We start from the raw sequence: 14,110 nt of genomic DNA on the forward strand, positions 1-14,110 counted from the left end.
GGGGCTGTGACATTTGCGGCTCCGCCGCGGGGCGCGATCAACCACGAATGACCCGCAGTCGCCCACAGCCTCCACGACCGAGCTATCAGGCGCTGGCCCTCAAGACATCCGCGCACTTCTCGCCGATCATCATCGTCGTAATGCAAGGGTTGACGGTGACGAGATCCGGCATGACCGACCCGTCAGCCACCCGCAGCCCCTCGATCCCCTTGACCCGCAGCCGCGCGTCGAGCGGAGCCGAGGCGTCGTCGTCCGCGCCCATCTTCACCGTGCAGGCCGGGTGATAGACGGTGTTGTGCGTCTTGTGGATGTAGTCGAGCAGTTCCTCGTCAGACTGGACGTCCGGCCCGGGCGCCAGCTCGGCCCCGGCCCACCCGGCGAGGGCCGGCTGCGCGGCGATCCGCCGGGCGAGCCGGAGCCCATACGCCATCACGCGCACATCGTGCTCGTGGCTGAAGTATCGAGGATCAACCTTCGGCTTGTCCCGATAGTCCCGCGTACGCAACCGCACGGTCCCCCGGGACTTCGCCCGCGTCACGTTCGGCGTCAGACAGAACGCGTTCTCGGATGTGGGGTAACCGTGCCTGGCGGTGTTCATGTCGAACGGCACGGACCCGTAGTGGAACATCAGATCCGGCCGGTCGAGGCCCGGTTCGGTGTCGTAGAAGATGCCCGCCTCCCACCACTGGCTGGACGTGGTGGTCATCGGCTGCTTGGCCTCCCACATGATGACGCCCTCGGGGTGATCCTGGAGGTTCTCGCCGACGCCCGCCGAGTCCACGACCACGTCCACGCCCACCTCGCGCAGTTGCTCGGCGGGCCCGATGCCCGACAGCATCAGGAGCTTCGGCGTGTCGATGGCGCCGCAGGAGACGATGACCTCTCGCCGGGCGCGTACCGTCCGGGTGCGGATCAGGTCCGGGTCCAGATACTCGGCACCGACGCAGCGCCGCCCGTCCAGCACCAGCTTCTTCGCCCGTACCCCGGTCCGCACCTCCAGGTTCGGCCGCTTGCCCATGATCGGGTGCAGATACGCCACCGACGAGGACTGCCGGATGTTGTTCTCGTCGGAGTTGATCTGGAACCAGTTGGCGCCCCGGACCACGGTCTTTCCGGCGTTGAACGGCGTCGTCGGGATCCCCGCCTGCGCGCATGCCTCCAGCAGCGCGTTCCCGCACGGGTCCTCGCCCTTCAGCGTGCGCAGCTTCACCGGGCCGGTGCGGCCGTGGTGGTCGCCGGGCGCGTCGTTGTTCTCCAGGCGTTGGTAGAGCGGAAAGAGGTCGGCCGCCGACCAGCCCGTACAGCCCGCGGCCGCCCAGTCGTCGAGGTCCTCCGCCGGAGCCCAGAAGGCGATACAGGAGTTGTGGGAGGAACAGCCGCCGAGGACCTTCGCCCTCGCGTGCCGCATGAAGCTGTTGCCGCTGGCCTGCGGCTCGACCGGGTAGTCCCAGTCGTAGCCGGACTCCAGCAGGCCCATCCAGCGTTCCAGCTTCAGGACGTCGTCGTCGCCGACGTCACTGGGTCCCGCCTCCAGTACGCACACCGTGACCGACGGATCCTCGGAAAGCCGGGCCGCGACCACGTTTCCCGCGGTGCCGCCGCCGACCACGACGTAATCGAATTCTTCTGCGCTCATAGGGAGTTGATCTCCTTGCATTGCTGTACTGCGTCGGTGCGTGGGGAACCGGCGCTCAGTCGGCCGCCGAGGAGGCGACGGGCGGGGCGGGCGGTACGGGCGGCGCGGCGTCGGCATCGGTGGTCGCCAGCCGGTGCTCGGCGAGCACACCTGTCTTGTGGCGCTGGACGAACCAGTAGTAGGCGAAGCCGCCGCCCGCGATGATCGCGACGAAGAGGACCGCGCCCCAGCGCAGGTACCAGTGGAACGGGGCGGTCGCGTTGTAGACCGAGGCCCGCGGCCAGATCAGGTTGAGCGTCATGGCCCCGCCCCACACGACGGCCCCGATGTTGACGAGCAGCCCCCACCGGCCCAGCGAGAACTTGCCGTCCTTGGCCGGCTGCCACTTCCCGCGCAGCCGTGCGATCAGCATCGGCACGGTGACGCCCAGGTAGGCCAGGTAGATCATGATGATGCCGATGCTGGTCACCACGGTGAAGATCTGCGGCTGACGGATGTTCACGACCAGGATCGCCAGGGCCAGCACACCGATGACCACGGCCGGCAGCACCGGCGTCTGGAAGCGCGGGCTGACCTTGGCCAGCAGCGAGGACGCGGGCAGGTTGTTGTCGCGAGCCATTGCGAAGGCGAGACGGATCGCCGCCGTGTGCACGGCCAGCGCGCACACCGTGACCGCGATCAGCACGCACCACAGCATCGCCTTGCCGGCCGTCGGGCCGAGCACGTCGAGGACGATGTACTGCAGGCCGTCCGTGGACAACTGCTCGCCCTTCAGGCTGGACACACTCATCAGCGCCAGCAGCAGGATCAGGCCACCGAGGATGAAGGAGGCCACGATCGCGCGGATGATGGCGCGCGGCGCGTTGCGGGACGGGTCCAGCGACTCCTCACCGAGCGAGGCGGCCGTGTCGAAGCCGTACATGACGTACGCCGACGCCAGCGATGCCACCAGGAACGCGCCCAGGTAGCCGAAGGGCTGCCCCGCGCCGGTGCCGTTGGTCTCCAGGACGACCTGCGGGCCACGTGTGATGTGGACGGCGAACAGCACGATGAGGACGACGGTGGCGACGAGCTCGATGAAGACGCCCGCGGTGTTGATCGTGGCCATCAACTTCACGCCGAAGGCGTTCACCAGCGTGGTGAAGAGGATGAGCACCGCGGCCAGGATCACCGCGTTCGTCGCGACGTCGTACGTGCCCGTGCCGTCCCCGACGAGCTGGAACACGTCGGAGATCTGCGGAAGCGTCAACTGGTAGGCGAGCGCCACAGCCGCGATCGAGACGATGGAGGCGATCAGCATCATCCAGCCGGCGAGCCAGCCCAGGTGCGGATTGCCTATCTTCTTCGACCAGTTGTAGACGGAGCCGGCGACGGGGTAGCGCGCCGCCAGCTCCGCGAAACACAGCGCGACCATGAACTGGCCCACGAACACCATCGGCCACGACCACCAGTAGGCGGGGCCGCCGCTGCCGTAGCCGAAGTAGAACAGCTGGAAGGTGCCGGTCAGGATCGAGATGTAGCTGATGCCGGCGGCGAACGTGTGGAAGTTGCCGAGGGTGCGCTTCAGTTCGGGCTTGTAGCCGAACTCGGCGAGTTCGGCGTCGTCGGTGGTGTTCTTCGGTCCGGTCGGTTGCTCGGTTTTCGTCATGAGCGGAATCCTGGTGGCCTTGGGGAGGGGGGAATGGCTCTCGCGGGTGCCGGAAACGCCGGAAACTCAGGCGAACCAACCCTGCGGTGAGGGGTCCGTGTTGCGCCAGATGTGCTTCGCCTCGCGGTACTCGGCGAGCCCCGAGGGCCCGAGTTCGCGGCCGAAGCCGGACTGCTTGAAACCGCCCCACTCGGCCTGCGGCACATACGGGTGGTAGTCGTTGATCCACACCGTGCCGATCCGCAGCCGGGCCGCGACCCGCTGGGCCTTGGCCTCGTCCGTCGTCCATACGGCGCCGGCCAGACCGTAGATGGTGTCGTTGGCCAGCCGGACGACCTCGTCCTCGGCGCTGAACCGTTCCACGGTCAGCACCGGCCCGAACGACTCGTCCTGGACCACGGACATCGTGCTCGTGCACTCGTCCAGGACCGTCGGCAGATAGTAGAAGCCCTTGTCGTACGCCTCGCCGCTCGGCCGCTCGCCCCCACAGCGCAGTACCGCGCCCTCCGCGAGCCCCTTGGCGACGTACTCCTCGACCTTCGAACGGTGCGCCGCCGAGATCAGCGGCCCGGTCCGGGCCCGCTCGTCGAACGGGCCGCCGAGCCGGATCTCCTTGGCCCGGCGTACGACCTCGTCGACGAACCGGTCGTGCAGCGAGTCCTCCACCAGCAGGCGGGCGCCCGCCGAGCACACCTGGCCCGAGTGGAGGAACACCGCGGTCAGTGCCATGTCGACGGCCGTGTCGAAGTCGGCGTCGGCGAAGACGATGTTCGGGTTCTTGCCGCCGAGTTCCAGCGCGACCTTCTTCACCGTCCCGGCGGCCGCGGCCATCAGCCTGCGGCCGGTCTGCAGACCGCCCGTGAAGGACAGCAGGTCCACGTCCGGATGGTCGGCCAGCGGGGCACCCGCCTCGGGGCCGGCGCCGAGCACCAGGTTGGCCACGCCCGGCGGCAACCCGGCCTCCTGAAGGAGGCGCATCAGGTGGATCGCCGTGTGCGGGGTCAGCTCGCTCGGCTTCAGGACGAAGGTGTTGCCGGCCGCGAGCGCCGGAGCGACCTTCCAAGCCGTCTGGAGGAGCGGGTAGTTCCACGGGGTGATCAGCGCGCACACCCCCACCGGCTCGTACACGACTCGGCTGTCGACATTCGCCTGGCCGGTGTCGACGACCCGGCCCGTCTCCGCCGCGGCCGCACGCCCGAAGTAGCGGAAACAGTTCGCTATGTCGTCCATGTCGTACTCGCTCTCCACCAGCCGCTTGCCGGTGTCGAGCGACTCGGCGCGGGCGAGCGCGTCCTTGTCGCGTACGAGAAGGTCGGCGACCCGCAGGAGCAGGTCACCGCGGTCGGCTGCGGGGGTGGTGGGCCACGGGCCCTCGTCGAAGACGCGCCGCGCGGCCGCGATCGCCTCCACGGTGTCCTTGCCGCCGGCCTCGTCGACGACCGCGACCAGGCTGCCGTCGGCGGGGCAGCGGATCTCACGAGTCCGCTCGTCCAGCGCGGATCGCCACGCTCCGCCGATGAAGAGTTCGGGCATGTTCTCGTTCCTCCTGGTCGGCGCCGTGCGGTGGGCGCCCTCGCGGCTGGGTGCCTAACCGGAGGACCGCGTTGTATGCCAAATGTGACGGTCAACACGCCTGGTCAGAAGGATGGCGGAGGAACGGCTCGGCACGCCGGACGCCCAACACGGCCACGACCACACGGCCCTCGCAAGGGGAAGACACGGTGCGGGAGCACGTGGTCCGGCACGAGGTTCGAGGAAGAGGAAAGCGTCCGCTTCATGGGCCGCGGCTCGGCCTGCGGCGCACCGCGGCATCTGCTGCCGAGTGAGCGCGCAGGCCCGGCCCCGATGCGCCCTAGGGATGCGACAACTGCCCAGCCCCACCCCGTCGGCGTATTCGCTCCTGCGCGCGCTCGGCCGCGCGCGCCTCGCGGCGGGCCCGGCGTCGTTCGCGCCGCAGCGAGCGAGCCGAGCTGCTCGGGGCCGACACCACGCCGTTGCGTTGCTTCCACACCTGCCGGGTCACCCAGACGTCCAACACGCCCCAGGTCGCGAGGACGGTGCTGGCCACGCTGCTCAGAACCATGGGGAACGCCAGCCAGGAACCGGCCAGGGTGCACAGGAAGGCCACCATCGCCTGAATCAGTGTCACCGCGATGATGAGGACCGCGCGCACCGCCGCCGTCCGCACCGGATCGGGCAGCCGCCGCTTGCGTGCCGGCTCCTCGATCCACAACGGCCGGTATTGCACCCGCTCTTCGTCGTCGGAGGAGAGCTGCCGCTCCGTCACCGCGACACCCTCGTCCGCCAGGACGTCGCGATCCGGTGCCTGAGCGCCCCGCGGCGCCGCCTCGGGCGTCACCACATCATCCTCGGGCGCTCCGCGCCGCTCCGCCGTGCCCATCAACACTTCACTCTCCCCACCGCCGGTCGACCATCGGCACCGGGATCACGCGACCCGGCCCCCCTCAGGTGCCCGACTTCCTCCGATTTACGCCACCTGGGGGCAGCCTGCGGGGCCTGTAGCCCATTCCGTCCCCCATTCCCGTACAGAAAGACGATCGACGTACGCCGAAGATTCCCGCCGAACGAAAAAATCCGGCCAACCGGCCAACTTCACCGAGGAGATGCGATGGGGCCACGTGCCCGACAGCGGGACGCAATCTCCCGCAATGAGAGGACAACTCCCCACGTCTGATTCGCCGTCGGCGGGGTGTGCGTTCGGACGGCTCTTCGAGATACCTGTGTGTCGGTAGTAGGCTCTCGCCGTTTGTTGACGCACATGTGTACCCCCGGGCCGGCGGGGGGCGAGCTGGGGGAGGCCATGCGCTTTCGCGGGAAATCGATCCGCCGGAAGATCGTGGCGCTGTTGCTCGTGCCTCTGATGGCTCTGACCGGCATCTGGACATTCGCCACGGTGCTGACGGGCCGTGAGGCGAGCGATCTCTTCCGGGTGGCGGACATCGTCGAGGAGATCGGCTTCCCCACCGAGGACACCATCCGTGTGCTCCAGCAGGAACGCCGCCAGACCCTCGTCTACCTGGCCGACCCACGGGCCTCGGACGCGCTCACGGCCCTCGAACGCAGCCGGACCGCCACCGACAAGGCCGTCGACCAGTTCCGCGACCGCGCGGCCGACTCCACGGTGCGCGAGGAGATGGGCGAGAGCACCTCGCTGCGGCTCACGGCGATCCTGGACGCCCTCGACGGCCTGCCCGCCCTGCGGACGACCGTCGAGCAGGGCACCGTCGATGTGCCCGAGGCTCTCGCCCACTACAACAGCCTGGTCGATCCTTGCTTCAGCCTGCTGACCAACCTCCCCGCCCTCGACAACGTGGAGATGGACAAGCAGGGCCGTGCCCTGATCAACGTCGGCCGTGCGCGCGAACTCCTCTCCCGCGAGGACGCCCTGATCAGCGCCGTACTCGTCGGCGGCCGGATCACCCGCGACGAGATCCGGGACTTCTCCGACCTCGTGGCCCAGCGCACCCTGATGTACGACATCAGCCTGCCGCTGCTGCCCGCCTCCGAGCGCGACCGCTTCGATCGCTACTGGAAGAACGCGAACACCGCGCCCCTGCGCTCCATCGAGCAGGCCGTCAGCGGCTCCGCACCCGGCAAGCCCAGCGGCGTCACCGCGAAGAGCTGGGACAGCGCGGTGGAACCCGTGCTCTCCGACCTCCGCGACCTCAGCGTCGAGGCGGGCGACCGCTATCAGGACCGGGTCCGGCCCCTGGCCACCAACGTCATTCTCAAGGCCGTCATCGCAGGTGTCCTCGGCCTCTTCGCCCTCCTGCTGTCGCTCTTCATGTCCGTACGCATCGGCCGGGTCCTCATCCGTGATCTGCGCCGGCTGCGCCAGGAAGCCCACGAGACCGCCGGAGTGCGGCTGCCCAGCGTGATGCGCCGCCTCGCCGCGGGCGAACAGGTCGACGTGGAGACCGAAGTACCGCGGCTGGAGTACGACAAGAACGAGATGGGCGAGGTCAGCCAAGCCCTCAACACCCTGCAACGAGCCGCCGTCGAGGCCGCCGTCAAGCAGTCCGAACTCCGCAGCGGCATCTCCGAGGTCTTCGTCAACCTCGCCCGCCGCAGCCAGGTCCTCCTCCACAAGCAGCTCACCCTCCTCGACACCATGGAGCGCCGGACCGACGACACCGACGAACTCGCCGACCTGTTCCGCCTGGACCACCTGACCACCCGAATGCGCCGCCACGCCGAGGGCCTGGTCATCCTCTCCGGCGCCGCACCCTCCCGGCAGTGGCGCAAGCCCATCCAGCTCATGGACGTGGTCCGCGCCGCCGTCGCCGAGGTCGAGGACTACGAGCGCATCGAGGTCCGCAGACTGCCCCGTGTCGCCGTCACCGGCCCCGCGGTCGCCGACCTCACCCACCTCGTGGCCGAACTCCTGGAGAACGCCACGGTGTTCTCGCCCCCGCACACCGCCGTACAGGTCCACGGCGAGCGCGTCGCCAACGGTTTCACGCTGGAGATCCACGACCGCGGTCTCGGTATGGCGGCCGAGGCCCTCCTCGACGCGAACCTGAAGCTCGCGGAGACCCCCGACTTCGAGCTCTCCGACACCGACCGGCTCGGTCTCTTCGTGGTCAGTCGGCTCGCCCAGCGGCAGAAGGTCCGTGTGTCCCTCCAGCCGTCGCCGTACGGCGGCACCACGGCCGTGGTCTTCATCCCCGACGCCCTGCTCACCGACGACGTCCCCGACACCAACGGCATCGGCTTCCGCCTCGACCGCGCCCACCCCACCCGGGAGGCCGAACTCGAGGAGGAGCGCAAGGCGGCGCTCTCCCAGGTGCCGGTTCGGCTTCCGGGACTGTCCCCCGCCATCCTGGACGGCCCGGTGGAGCTGGAGGCACCGGTCGACCTGGACCCCCTCGACGGCTTCCCGGGCGCCCTGGACGACGAGGACAGCGAGCGGGGCGGACTGTTCCGCTCAGGCCGCCCCCTCACCGGCGTCGGCGACGAGCAGCAGCAACCGGCGCGCGACGGAGACGCACTACAGGCGCCCCTCACCGACCCCGACCCGACGCTCGGACCCGTACCGCTGCCGCAGCGCAGGACACCGCATCTCGTCAGCTCGCACGGCCGCCCGGTGACGAGCTCCAGGCCGCGGCGCCCGGACGACGAGCACGCGCAGAGCCGGGAAACGGGGCCGGCGGACACACGGCCGCTCACCGCCCTGCGCCGCGACCGCGCCGAACCGTCGGCCCGTCCCGGCGCCGACCGCACCGGACCCGCTCCCCTCCCGGGCGCACACCGCCCCGAGGCCCTGCCGCCCGGTGGGACCGAGCCCCCCGTCCTGCCCCAACGCCGTCGTACGACCGCGTCGAGCGACACGGCCCCGACGCCCACGCACATCGCCGCGGATGAGCCCACCCCGCGCGCGGACGCGACGGCCGACCAGGCAGAATCAGCTACGAGCCCGCTGCCCCGCCGAGTCCGACAGGCCAGTCTGGCCCCGCAGTTGAAGGACGGCCCCGACCGGCGTGTCGAGCGCGACAGGGCCCGCTCCGCGAGGCGACCGGACCCGGCCGAGCGCGATGCCGACGAGGTACGCAGCCGTATGGCCTCGCTCCAACGCGGTTGGCAGCGTGGCCGCGAGGAGAACGCCGAGGGCGACGATGCCCAGGACGTCTCAGCACCACGAGGAACGAAGGGGGACGGTCGATGACCGCACCGAAGGCCGAAGGGCCCACCGCGACCGGCATGTCCGGTGACCTGAACTGGCTCCTGGACGACCTGGTGGAGCGCGTCGCCAGCATCCGCAAGGCGCTCGTGCTCTCCGGCGACGGACTGCCCACGGGCGTCTCCAAGGACCTCACCAGAGAGGACAGCGAGCACCTCGCCGCCGTCTCCTCCGGATTCCACAGCCTGGCCAAGGGCGTCGGCCGCCACTTCGAGGCGGGCAACGTCCGGCAGACCGTCGTCGAACTCGACGAGGCCTTCCTGTTCGTCACGGCCGCCGGCGACGGCAGCTGCCTCGCCGTCCTCGCGGACGCCGACGCCGACATCGGGCAGGTCGCCTACGAGATGACGCTCCTCGTCAAGCGGGTCGGCGTACATCTGGGCTCCGCACCGCGCACCGATGTGTCCCAGGGCGGGTAGTGGGATGGCATGAGCCGAGACGGGCAGGGAAGAAGCCACTGGTTCGACGACGAGGCCGGACCGGTGGTCCGGCCGTACGCGATGACGCGTGGCCGGACCAGCCACGCGGTCCAGCACCGCCTCGATCTGATCGCCGTGGTCGTCACGGAACCGCATGTCGACGACCCGGAGGAGGACCACGCGCTGGCCCCGGAGCACGTCCGTATCGTCGAGCTCTGCCGTGACACCCCGCAGTCGGTCGCCGAACTCGGCGCCGAGCTGGACCTGCCCGTCGGCGTGGTGCGCGTCCTCGTGGGAGACCTCGTGGACGAGGAAATGGTCCACGTGACACGTCCCGTACCGCCTGCCGAGCTGGTGGACGAGAGTATTCTGCGCGACGTGATCAACGGCCTCCGGGCGCTCTGAGCAGCGCGGAAGCGGAGTGGATACGTGACAGGCTGGCAGTTCTGGGTCGATCGGGGCGGCACCTTCACCGACGTCGTCGCACGGCGCCCGGACGGCCGCCTGCTCACACACAAGCTCCTCTCCGACAACCCCGCGCGGTACGCGGACGCGGCCGTCGCCGGCGTTCGTGAACTCCTCGACGGCTCCGATGCCCCCATCGAGGCCGTCCGCATGGGCACCACCGTCGCCACCAACGCCCTCCTGGAGCGCACGGGAGAGCGCACCCTCCTCGTCATCACCCGCGGTTTCCGCGACGCTCTGCGCATCGCCTACCAGAACCGGCCCCACATCTTCGCCCGCGAGATCGAACTCCCCGAGCTGCTGCACGAGCGTGTCGTCGAGGTCGACGAGCGCATCGCCGCCGACGGCACGGTGCTGCGCGCCCCCGACCTGGACGCCCTCGCGGGGCCGCTCCATCAGGCGTACGCCGACGGGATCCGTGCCGTGGCCGTCGTCTGCATGCACAGCCACCTCCACCCCGCCCATGAACAGGCGGTCGGCGAGCTGGCCGCCCGGATCGGCTTCCCCCAGATCTCGCTCTCCAGCGAGGTCAGCCCCTTGATGAAGATCGTCCCCCGGGGTGACACGGCCGTCGTCGACGCCTACCTGTCGCCCGTGCTGCGCCGCTACGTGCGCCACGTCGCCGACGAACTCCGAGGCGTACGGCTGATGTTCATGCAGTCCAACGGCGGGCTCGCCGAAGCCGGGCAGTTCCGCGGCAAGGACGCCATCCTCTCCGGGCCGGCGGGCGGCATCGTGGGCATGGCCCGTATGTCGCAACTCGCCGGCTTCGACCGCGTCATCGGCTTCGACATGGGGGGCACCTCCACCGACGTCTCGCACTTCGCGGGCGAGTACGAGCGGGTCTTCACCACACAGATCGCGGGCGTACGACTGCGGGCGCCCATGCTGGACATCCACACCGTCGCCGCGGGCGGTGGCTCGGTCCTGCACTTCGACGGCTCCCGCTACCGCGTAGGGCCGGACTCGGCGGGCGCGTCCCCCGGCCCCGCCTGCTACCGGGGCGGCGGCCCGCTCACGGTCACCGACGCCAACATCATGCTCGGCCGCATCCAACCCGCCCACTTTCCCAGCGTGTTCGGTCCCGACGGCGACCGACCGCTCGACGACGCCCTGGTCCGGACCCGCTTCGCAGACCTCTCGCGCCAGATCCGGGCCGACACGGGCGACGACCGCACGCCCGAGCAAGTCGCCGAGGGTTACCTGCAGATCGCCGTCGCCAACATCGCCAACGCGGTCAAGCGGATCTCCGTCCAGAAGGGTCACGACGTCACCCGCTACGCACTCACCACCTTCGGTGGTGCGGGCGGCCAGCACGCGTGCATGGTCGCCGACTCGCTCGGCATCCGCACGGTCCTCGTCCCGCCCATGGCCGGGGTGCTCTCCGCCCTCGGTATCGGCCTCGCCGACACCACCGCCATGCGTGAACAGTCCGTGGAGGTGCCGCTGGAGCCCGCCTCGATGCCCGGCGTCCAGAGCACCGCCGACGACCTGGAGGGCGCCGCCCGCGCCGAACTCCTCGCCGAGGACGTCCCCGAGGACCGGATCCGGGTCACCCGCCGCGCCCAACTCCGCTACGACGGCACGGACACCGCCCTCGGTGTCGGACTCGCCGAGCCCGACACCATGCGGCGCGCCTTCGAAGAACGTCATCGCGCCACGTACTCCTTCACCCTCGACCGACCGATCGTCGTCGAAGCCCTCTCCGTGGAAGCCACCGGCCTCACCGCACCCCCCGATCTCTCCGCCCTCGCCCCTTACGAAGGCCGCACCACCACCCCGGAGACGGTCAGCCTCCACACGGGCGGCGCCTGGCTCGACGTGCCACTGCACCGCCGTGAGGGACTGCCCCCCGGCGAAACCGTCACCGGCCCCGCGATCATCACCGAGGTCGGCGCGACGACCGTCGTCGACGACGGCTGGCGGGCCGCGACGACCCACGACGGGCATCTGGTCATGGAACGCGCGGCAGTCACGGAGAGTTCCGATATCGACACGGAAAGTGATCCGGTTCTGCTGGAGGTCTTCAACAACCTCTTCATGTCGATCGCCGAGCAGATGGGCGCCCGCCTGGAGTCGACCGCCCAGTCGGTGAACATCAAGGAGCGCCTCGACTTCTCCTGTGCCCTCTTCGACCCCGACGGCAACCTTGTCGCCAACGCCCCCCACATCCCGGTGCACCTGGGCTCCATGGGCACCAGCGTCAAGGAGGTCATCCGCCGACGCGGCACCTCCATGCGCCCGGGCGACACCTACGCGGTCAACGACCCGTACCACGGCGGCACCCACCTGCCCGACGTCACGGTGATCACCCCGGTCTTCGCCCCGGAGGGCGACCGCGTCCTGTTCTACGTCGCCTCACGCGGCCACCACGCCGAGATCGGCGGCATCCAGCCGGGCTCCATGCCGGCGAACAGCCGCACCATCGACGAGGAGGGCATCCTCTTCGACAACTGGCTCCTCGCCGAGAACGGCCGCTTCCGCGAGCGGGAAACCCTCCGCCTGCTCACCGAGGCCCCGTACCCCTCCCGCAATCCGCAGACCAACCTCGCCGACCTGCGCGCCCAGATCGCGGCCAACCGGAAGGGCGTCGACGAAGTCGCCCGCATGATCGACGACTTCGGGCTCGACGTCGTCCAGGCTTACATGAGGCACGTCCAGGACAACGCCGAGGAATCGGTCCGCCGCGTCATCGACGCCCTGGACGACGGCGAGTACGCCTACGCGACCGACTCCGGCGCCGTCATCCGCGTACAGGTGCGTGTGGACCGCGAGAACCGCTCCGCGACCATCGACTTCACCGGCACCTCCGCGCAGCTCAGCGGCAACTTCAACGCCCCCTTCGCGGTGGTCAACGCGGCCGTCCTCTATGTCTTCCGTACCCTCGTCGCCGACGACATCCCGCTCAACGACGGCTGCCTGCGCCCCCTGAACATCGTCGTCCCGCCCGGCTCGATGCTCGCCCCCCAACCCCCGGCCGCCGTCGTCGCGGGCAACGTCGAGACCTCACAGGCCATCACGGGCGCCCTCTACGCCGCCCTGCGCGTCCAGGCCGAGGGGTCCGGCACCATGAACAATGTCACCTTCGGCAACGAACGCCACCAGTACTACGAGACCGTCGCCTCCGGCTCCGGCGCGGGCGACGGCTTCCCGGGCGCACCCGTCGTACAGACCCATATGACCAACTCCCGGCTCACCGACCCCGAGGTCCTGGAGTGGCGTCTGCCCGTCCTGCTCGACGAATTCGCCGTCCGGCAGGGCAGCGGCGGCGCGGGACGGTGGCGCGGAGGCGACGGGGCCGTTCGCCGCATCCGGTTTCACGAGCCGATGACCGTCTCCACGCTGTCGCAGCACCGTAGGATCCCGCCCTACGGCATGGCCGGCGGCGCACCCGGAGCCCTCGGCGCCAACCGGGTGGAGCGCGCGGACGGCAGCGTCGTGGAACTCGGCGGAAGTGATTCGGCAGAGGTCGGCCCCGGCGACGTACTAGTCATCGAAACCCCGGGCGGCGGGGGCTACGGTCCACCGTCGCGCGACAACCATCCAGCAGGAGAAGAGACCGATGATCCTCGGGCGCACTGAGCGCGGCAAACCTCCGGTCGAGCCCGTCACGCTCAAGATCCTCGTGGCCGGCGGCTTCGGCGTGGGCAAGACGACCTGTGTCGGCGCGGTCAGCGAGATCAAGCCGCTGCGTACCGAGGAGGTGCTCACCGAGGCGGGCCGCCCGTTCGACGACACCAGCGGTGTGGAGAGCAAGTCGACCACCACCGTCGCCATGGACTTCGGGCGTATCACCCTCCGTGAGGACCTCGTCCTGTACCTGTTCGGGACCCCCGGCCAGGACCGTTTCTGGTTCTTGTGGGACGAGTTGGCCACCGGCGCCCTGGGCGCCGTGGTGCTCGCCGACACGCGCCGCCTGGAGGACTGCTTCGCCGCCGTCGACTACTTCGAACGGCGCTCCATCCCCTTCGTGATCGGCGTCAACTGCTTCGAGGACGCCGCGCGCTACCCGCCCGAAACCGTCCGCCGGGCCCTCGACCTCGACCCCGACGTGCCGGTCGTGCTGTGCGACGCGCGTCAGCGGGAGTCCGTCAAGGAGGTCCTGGTCGCCGTCGTCCGCCACGCGATGGCGTACGCGGCGGAGCACCGCCAGGCGGTCACCACCTGAAGCACGGCCCGTACCCCCGCCGACAGGGGTACGGGCCGTGGCTTCATGGCACGCGCGTGTGGAGCCCGCTCCG

At 70.0% G+C, this 14,110-nt stretch carries 9 protein-coding genes; 5 read left to right on the forward strand and 4 right to left on the reverse strand.

Annotated features, from left to right (window positions below):
- Positions 1-85: 85 nt before the first annotated feature.
- The 4 genes from F3T56_RS27415 to F3T56_RS27430 form a co-directional block, all read right to left on the reverse strand.
- A complete protein-coding gene (locus F3T56_RS27415; protein ID WP_149828039.1) occupies positions 86-1,636 on the reverse strand; it encodes a GMC family oxidoreductase in 1,551 nt (516 codons plus the stop codon).
- 55 nt (positions 1,637-1,691) lie between these two features.
- Complete coding sequence (locus F3T56_RS27420; protein WP_149828040.1) at positions 1,692-3,284, reverse strand: APC family permease; 1,593 nt, start codon at positions 3,282-3,284, stop codon at positions 1,692-1,694.
- Between the two features lie 66 nt (positions 3,285-3,350).
- Positions 3,351-4,817, reverse strand: a complete 1,467-nt coding sequence (locus F3T56_RS27425) for an aldehyde dehydrogenase family protein (protein ID WP_149828041.1) — start codon at positions 4,815-4,817, stop codon at positions 3,351-3,353.
- A gap of 319 nt (positions 4,818-5,136) precedes the next feature.
- A complete protein-coding gene (locus F3T56_RS27430; protein ID WP_172639163.1) occupies positions 5,137-5,685 on the reverse strand; it encodes a hypothetical protein in 549 nt (182 codons plus the stop codon).
- Between the two features lie 420 nt (positions 5,686-6,105).
- On the opposite strand from F3T56_RS27430, the gene F3T56_RS27435 reads away from it, so the two are divergent.
- The 5 genes from F3T56_RS27435 to F3T56_RS27455 are packed head-to-tail and all read left to right on the forward strand — an operon-like array spanning position 6,106 to position 14,037.
- The gene (locus F3T56_RS27435) at positions 6,106-8,970 is read left to right on the forward strand and encodes a sensor histidine kinase (protein ID WP_149828043.1); all 2,865 of its coding nucleotides are present in this window, start codon (positions 6,106-6,108) and stop codon (positions 8,968-8,970) included.
- On the forward strand, positions 8,967-9,404 hold the full coding sequence (locus tag F3T56_RS27440) for a roadblock/LC7 domain-containing protein (protein WP_149828044.1): 438 nt from the start codon (positions 8,967-8,969) through the stop codon (positions 9,402-9,404). The genes F3T56_RS27435 and F3T56_RS27440 overlap by 4 nt, the downstream gene beginning before the upstream one ends.
- Positions 9,405-9,413: 9 nt before the next feature.
- Positions 9,414-9,809, forward strand: a complete 396-nt coding sequence (locus F3T56_RS27445; protein ID WP_149828045.1) for a DUF742 domain-containing protein — start codon at positions 9,414-9,416, stop codon at positions 9,807-9,809.
- A gap of 24 nt (positions 9,810-9,833) precedes the next feature.
- Positions 9,834-13,451, forward strand: a complete 3,618-nt coding sequence (locus tag F3T56_RS27450; protein WP_149828046.1) for a hydantoinase B/oxoprolinase family protein — start codon at positions 9,834-9,836, stop codon at positions 13,449-13,451.
- On the forward strand, positions 13,432-14,037 hold the full coding sequence (locus tag F3T56_RS27455) for a GTP-binding protein (RefSeq protein WP_149828047.1): 606 nt from the start codon (positions 13,432-13,434) through the stop codon (positions 14,035-14,037). Before F3T56_RS27450 ends, F3T56_RS27455 begins: the two co-directional genes overlap by 20 nt.
- Positions 14,038-14,110 lie beyond the last annotated feature (73 nt).

Origin of the sequence: Streptomyces tailanensis (assembly GCF_008386495.1) — a bacterium.
GTDB lineage: Bacteria > Actinomycetota > Actinomycetes > Streptomycetales > Streptomycetaceae > Streptomyces > Streptomyces tailanensis.